The 676-nt window shown below is 39.9% G+C and carries 1 pseudogene; it reads left to right on the top strand.

Going from position 1 to position 676, the window contains the following annotated elements:
* A pseudogene (locus AZF04_RS21585) lies at positions 1 to 676 on the top strand (IS3 family transposase); the annotation flags it as partial.

The following is a 676-nucleotide window of genomic DNA, read 5'->3' as shown; positions in this document are numbered from 1 at the left end:
CTATACAAAGTATTCGGTTGCCTTTAAACTAAAAGTCATACAGTTTATAGAGGAAAAAGGGTACTCCATTCGAGAGGCGTCTGCTTTGTTCCACATTCCTGAATGTTCTACGGTGCGAAGGTGGAAAATCAAGTGGGAACGAGGCGGTGCGGCTGCCCTTAAACCAAAGGAGAAGGGGCCATTCACGATGACATCTCATAAAAAAGACAAAACCTCTAACGGCTCATTTGAGAGTATGGAGAAGGAATTAGAATACCTACGAATGGAAAATGAGTATCTAAAAAAGTTGAATGCCTTAGTTCAAAAAAAGGAAAAGTCTCAAAAGAGGACCAAGTAGAAGTGATCATGGAGCTAAGGCATAAGTATTCAGTCAATCAATTAGTTAAGATGGCTGGATTGGCGCGCAGTTCTTTTTACCATCTTGTTCAAAAGATCCATAAACCTGACCCTGATAAGGGTTTGAAAAATCAAATCAAAGCTATTTATCATGCACACAAGGGTCGTTATGGTTATCGTCGTATCAAGGAAGCGCTTGTTCAACAAGGATTTCATGTGAACCATAAAAAAGTCTATCGTATCATGAGGGAACTGGGTCTCCAATCTATCGTTCGAATAAAGAAATATAAATCGTACAAAGGAACTGTCGGAAAGAAAGCGCCCAATCTCTTAAACCGTC

This window comes from Alkalihalobacillus trypoxylicola (assembly GCF_001590785.1).
GTDB classification, from domain to species: Bacteria; Bacillota; Bacilli; order Bacillales; family Bacillaceae_D; genus Alkalihalobacillus; species Alkalihalobacillus trypoxylicola.
Note: the sequence above shows the minus strand (reverse complement) of the source record. Positions and strands in the feature narration are given on the sequence as shown.